The organism is Collinsella sp. AF37-9 (assembly GCF_003475115.1).
Classification (GTDB): domain Bacteria; phylum Actinomycetota; class Coriobacteriia; order Coriobacteriales; family Coriobacteriaceae; genus Collinsella.
This window is the reverse complement of the sequence record NZ_QROQ01000027.1, coordinates 1-5,626: the sequence shown is the minus strand read 5'-3', so window position 1 is coordinate 5,626 and position 5,626 is coordinate 1. Positions and strand designations below refer to the sequence as shown.

Sequence of the window (5,626 nt, the reverse complement as noted above, 5' to 3'; positions counted from 1 at the left end):
GGCGATGTTGCCGGCGGGCGCCGTTGTCTTGAAGACGAAATGATTCGTTTTCCTCCGTCCCCAAGGGATTATTACAGCGAGTCGATAAAGCGCTGCTGGGCGGCGCGGCCGGCTTTGTCCCACTTAAAGACGCCGGCGTTGTCGAGCACGTGGCCAAACACCACGCCGACCTCCTCGTGCAGGATATCGATGGCGTTGTCCGCCGTAAGCTCGTCGGCGCGGCGGGCAAAAACGTCCTCGGCCCATGTGGCGTGGCTGCGGCAAAGATCATCGCCCTCGAGCGCGGCGGCGAGATCGTAGCTGGCATCGGCCTTGGCCGCCAGCAGGTGCTCGCGGACAGCACCGAGCTCGGGAACCAGGCGCGGCGGCAGAATGGCCAGGCCCATGACCTCGATCAGGCCGATGTTCTCCTTCTTAATGTGGTGATACTCGGCATGCGGGTGGAACACGCCCAGCGGATGCTCGTCGGTCGTGATGTTGCAGCGAAGCGCCAGGTAGGCCTCGTAGATTTCGCCGCCGGCATTGCCGCGGGAGTCGATGCGGCGGATGACGGGCGTCACGGTGTTGTGGGCCACGCCATCGGCTGTGTGCGCGATGACGCCCGCGGACTCATCGGTCCACTCGCGCCAGGCGAGGATAATCTTCTCGGCGGCATCGAGCAGCTGAGCACGGTCGTGCGAGCGCAGGCGCAGCACCGAAAGTGGCCACTGCAGCACAGTACCGCTGACCTGGTCAAAGCCAGGCACGCTAAACTGCGAAACCTCGGTGGCATGCATCATGGGGAACTTGTGCGCGCCGCCCTGGAAGTGGTCGTGCGACAGAATTGAGCCGCCCACGATAGGCAGGTCGGCGTTGGAGCCGATGAAGTAATGCGGGAACAGGTCCACAAAATCGAGCAGGCAGGTCAGACCCTTACGGTCGACGTGCATCGGGCGATGCTCGGAGCTCATGGCAATGCAGTGCTCGTTAAAGTACGCGTACGGGCTGTACTGGAAGCCCCAGCGCTCGTCGTCGAGCTGGATGGGGATAACGCGCAGATTCTGGCGGGCGGGGTGAGCGCCGCCGTCGGCTGCGGCGGAGCGTCCGGGATAGCCCTCGTTTTCGATGCAGAGCTGGCAGGCGGGATACTTCTCGCCCTTGTTCCTGGCTGCGCCTGCCGCGGCGATATCGCGCGGGTCCTTCTCAGGCTTGGACAGGTTGATAGTGATCTCAAGATCGCCCCAGTTGGTTGGGGTGCTCCATTTGATGTTGCGCGCGATGGCGGCACGGCGCACGTAGCCGGCGTCGCAGCACAGGCCGTAGAACCAGTCGGTTGCGGCGCGAGGCTCGTTGACGCCCATACGTCCGTTGAACTCTTCGTTTACAACCGAAGGCCTCGGCATGAGCGCGCCCATGATGCGCATGGCGATGCGGTCGCGGCCCGACGCCGTGTCCTCGGCGGCGCCGTTGGCAACGGCAGCCTCGGAAAGCGAGGCAAGCGTGCCTTCAAGGTCAAAGTCGGGCAGGGTATCGGGGTGCAAAAGTGAGAGTTTCTCAACCTGGAGTGCCCAGGCCATGTCAAGCGCCGGGCCCGTAGCACCGATGCACTCCAGAATGGTGTTGTATGCCCAGATGCGGTCGTCCTGGCCGATCATCGACCGGTGGATAGCGTACTCGATCAGGTTCTGCGCGGCCTCGCGCACGTCAGTCATTACAGCCATGCCGCGTAAGCCCCCTTGTCAGAGATGGCGTAGTGACGGGCAGAGCCCTCGCCCAGCCAGCCGTTCATCTTGGCAATGAAGGTGTCGACCAGATCGAGCGGCACGAAGGCCTGGATGGTGCCACCAAAGCCGCCACCGTGGATACGGACGGCGCCGCGGCCGTCGAGCACGTGCTCGGCCAGCGCCAGGGCATACATGGAAGGCTGCTCGGAACCCAGCTTGGCAACAACATTCTGCAGGTACATGGCGGAGCTGGCGCCGGACTCGCGCGTCAGGACCAGGAACTGGTCAATGTCGCCAGCGTTCAGGGCTGCCCAGCGCTTGTCGACCAGGCCGTTCTCGTACCAGTAGTGAACGGCACGCAGGCAGGCGCGGTCGCCCAGCTTGGCGCGCAGCTCGGGGAGCTTGGCGTCAAGGTCGGCAACGTTGACCTCGCACAGGCGTGCCTTGCCAAACTCGGCGGCGACGTCCTGCATCTCGCGCGGAACGGCGGCGTAGTCGTCGGTAGCCGCCACATGGTCGGCGCCAACCTTAACGAGCACGAGCGCATAGCCGTGATCCTCAAAGTTGAGCTCGAGCTTCTGGGTCTTAGGCTGAGCCTGATCCTCAAAGTCCATGTAGGCGAGGCCGCCCAGGCACACAGCCGCCTGATCCATAAGACCGCAGGGCTTGCCGTAATAGTTGTTCTCGGTGCGCTGACTCATCTGGGCGAGCGCGACGGGCTCAATGGCGGGCGCGCCCCAGAGCGTCTCCATGGCGCGGCCGTAAGCCGCCTCGACAGCGGCGGAGCTAGAAAGGCCGCCACCCGAGGGGACGGAGCAGGTAAAGGCAAAGTCGAAGCCCTGGGGCTCAACGCCCAGAGCAGCGATTTCGTGGGCCATACCGCGCACGAGGCTTGCGGACGTGCCCTTCTCGGACTCTTGAATATCCAGCGTGTCGAGCGTGATCTCAAACGTAGGATAGCCCTCGTCGGCGACGCGAACCTTGTTGGAATCGGTTGCCACGGCGATGCCGTCAACAGCGACATCGAGCGAGCCGGCGATAACGTGACCGCCCTCGTGATCGGTGTGGTTGCCGCTGATCTCGGAGCGGCCGGGCGCGTGCACATAGAGCACCTGGCGATCGCCGATGGGCCCAAACTCCTCCTCGAACAGCTTGGTGAGCGTGGCGAGTGTCTTTTCGTCGGGGGTGGTCATGGGAGTCCTTTCCTTGGCGCATACTGACGAGTTTTCCGTCGTAGTGAGTACGTTAACAATCTGAAGCAGCGTGAACTCAGCATCTACGATGCCGCACGTTACGGGCTATGTTAACGTACTCATAACACAACGCTTATCACTTTTTGAGAATCTGGTAATCGGTAGAAATTCAGCCGTGAACGGTATTGCCGTATGGACTTATAGAGCAGAAGAGTTGCGGATTGAAAAAGTAGAGTACGTTAACATGCGTCCGACGATAGCGGGCCTCGGCGCGGGGTGTATTTCTGCCCGGGCCGGCATGCACGCTATTCAGATCTCGCAACGGTGAAGGTGATCCTGTGGCAAGGCGCCCGTCCAACGATACAGGTACGCGTCCGGTCTCCATGGCCGACGTCGCCCGCGCTGCTGGCGTTTCGCAGCAGACGGTTTCGCGCGTCGCCAACGGCTTGCCCAACGTTAACGAGCAGACGCGCCAGCGCGTGCAGGCCGCTATGCAAGAGCTCGGCTTTCGTCCGAGTTATGCCGGTCGCTCGCTGCGCGACGGCCGCTACCATTCGGTCGGTCTGTGCGTCAACGATGTCACCAAGTTTGGCAACCTCTCAATGATCGACGGCATCGCCAGCGCTGCTCGCGAGCATAATTGCGCCATCACGCTGGTCGAGATGTCCAAGACCGAGGAGTTTTCGCTTGCCGAGGCAACGCGTCGTATGGCCGCGCTGCCTGTGGACGGCATCATTATCGGCATGAGCCGTATGGCGCCCGATTTTGAGACGTTTGATCCACTGCCGGGCATTGGCACGGTCATCGTTACCATGTACGCGCACCCGCGGGTGACCACGGTAGACTCCGATCATTACGGCTGCTCGCTCTTGCTTATGAATCACCTGTTTGAGCTGGGGCATGAGCAAATTCGCTATATTGGCGGCCCGTCGTTCTCGGTCGACGAGCAATTTCGTCGAGCCGGTTGGCAGGATGCGCTCGAGCGTAGGCACATTAAGCCGCAGACGCCGCTCGAGGGCGACTGGTCTGCCAACAGCGGTTACGAGGCCGGCAGATATCTGGCCGAGCACGACCGCACCATGACGGCGATTTACGCGGCAAACGACCAGATGGCAAACGGCGCAATTGCAGCGCTGCGCGATAGTGGCTTGCGCGTGCCCGAGGACGTGAGCGTGGTGGGCGTCGATGATTCGCTCGATGATTTTGTGGCACACAACGAGCTCACGACCGTGCGATTTGATCTACATCAGCGCGGACGCGAGGTATTCGAGCATGCGGTTCCCGAGGCGGGTACGGCGGGCAAAACCGTTGCCATTCGTATTCCCGGCCAGCTCATTATTCGACATAGCACGGCGGTACCGCGCGCATAGTTTGCGCAGGTAAACGGCGATTTATCGTATTTCAATAACAATCGGTATGGATGCCGGCAGATAACAGCTGGGATACTGCCGAGTGTTATGATAGACGGGTTCTTTTGTCTATCTAGGAGGCTTTGCCTGATGGAGATCACCAAGGATATCCGCTACATCGGTGTCGACGATCACGACATTGACCTGTTCGAGGGCCAGTACGACGTGTCCGAGAACGGCATGGCATACAACAGCTATGTTATCTTGGGCGATAAAATCGCTGTCGCCGATTCGGTTGACGCTGGCTTTGTCGACGAATGGCTCGGCAACCTCGAGGCCGCGCTCGACGGCCGTACGCCCGACTACCTGGTCGTCCATCACATGGAGCCCGATCACTCTGCTGGCATCGCCGCCTTTATGGAGCGCTACCCCCAGGCACAGATTGTGGCCAGCATGGGCGCCTTCCGCATGATGGTCAACTACTTTGGCACCGACTACCCCGAGCGTAAGATGGTCGTCAAAGAGGGCGACGTGCTCGACCTGGGTGGCCACAGCCTAACGTTTGTCGGCGCCCCCAACGTGCACTGGCCCGAGGTGATCTTCTCCTACGAGTCCACCGACAAGGTGCTCTTTAGTGCCGACGGCTTTGGCAAGTTCGGCGCCAACGACATCGAGGACCCGGAAGGCTGGGCTTGCGAAGCGCGCCGCTACTACTTTGGCATCGTCGGTAAGTTCGGCAAATTCGTGCAGACCGTGCTCAAGAAGGCCGCCGATCTGGATATCCAGATCATCTGTCCGCTCCACGGCCCCGTACTGACCGAGAACCTGGGCTATTACCTCGACACCTATAACACCTGGTCGAGTTATCAGCCCGAGGACGAGGGCATCACGATCGCCTATGCGAGCGTGTATGGCCATCTGAAGGCTGCCGTCGAGGAGCTCGCCGCAGCGCTTGATGCTCGCGGCCAGAAGGTCTCCGTCTTTGACCTGGCTCGCGACGACATGGCCGAGGCCGTTGAGGATGCGTTCCGCTACGACCGTCTGGTGCTCGCTTCCATCACCTATCAGGGCGAGATCTTCCCGTTCATGAGCACCTTTATCCACACGCTTGCCGAGCACGCCTATCAGAACCGTACGGTGGCGCTCGTTGAGGCCGGCTCCTGGGCGCCCACCGCTGCCAAGGTTATGACCAAGGAGCTCGAGGGCATGAAGGACATCACCCTGGCGCAGAACAAGGTGACCGTGCTGGGCTCGCTCAACGACGCCTCGCGCGCTCAGATCGAGGTTCTCGCCGACGAGCTGTCCAAGTAGCGACACATTCACTTCTGATGCTCAACCACCACAAAGGGGACAGTGAACTGCCTCCCATTTCTTGGACATC

General features: G+C 61.3%; 4 protein-coding genes. 2 read left to right on the top strand and 2 right to left on the bottom strand.

Annotated features, from left to right (window positions below; translation table 11 throughout):
• Positions 1–71: 71 nt before the first annotated feature.
• Complete coding sequence (locus DW024_RS08100) at positions 72–1,700, bottom strand: UDP-glucose--hexose-1-phosphate uridylyltransferase (RefSeq protein WP_233541357.1); 1,629 nt, start codon at positions 1,698–1,700, stop codon at positions 72–74.
• Positions 1,691–2,896 carry a galactokinase family protein gene (locus DW024_RS08095; protein ID WP_118377423.1) on the bottom strand — a complete coding sequence of 402 codons (1,206 nt, stop codon included), beginning with the start codon at positions 2,894–2,896 and terminating at the stop codon, positions 1,691–1,693. The genes DW024_RS08100 and DW024_RS08095 overlap by 10 nt, the downstream gene beginning before the upstream one ends.
• 383 nt (positions 2,897–3,279) lie before the next feature.
• Here DW024_RS08095 and DW024_RS08090 point away from each other — a divergent pair, with 383 nt between their 5' ends.
• Together DW024_RS08090 and DW024_RS08085 are read left to right on the top strand one after the other, a co-directional pair.
• Positions 3,280–4,266 (top strand): LacI family DNA-binding transcriptional regulator, encoded by a 987-nt coding sequence (locus tag DW024_RS08090; protein ID WP_118377432.1) that lies wholly within the window; start codon positions 3,280–3,282, stop codon positions 4,264–4,266.
• Positions 4,267–4,395: 129 nt separating this feature from the next.
• On the top strand, positions 4,396–5,556 hold the full coding sequence (locus DW024_RS08085; RefSeq protein WP_233541356.1) for an FprA family A-type flavoprotein: 1,161 nt from the start codon (positions 4,396–4,398) through the stop codon (positions 5,554–5,556).
• Positions 5,557–5,626: the final 70 nt, after the last annotated feature.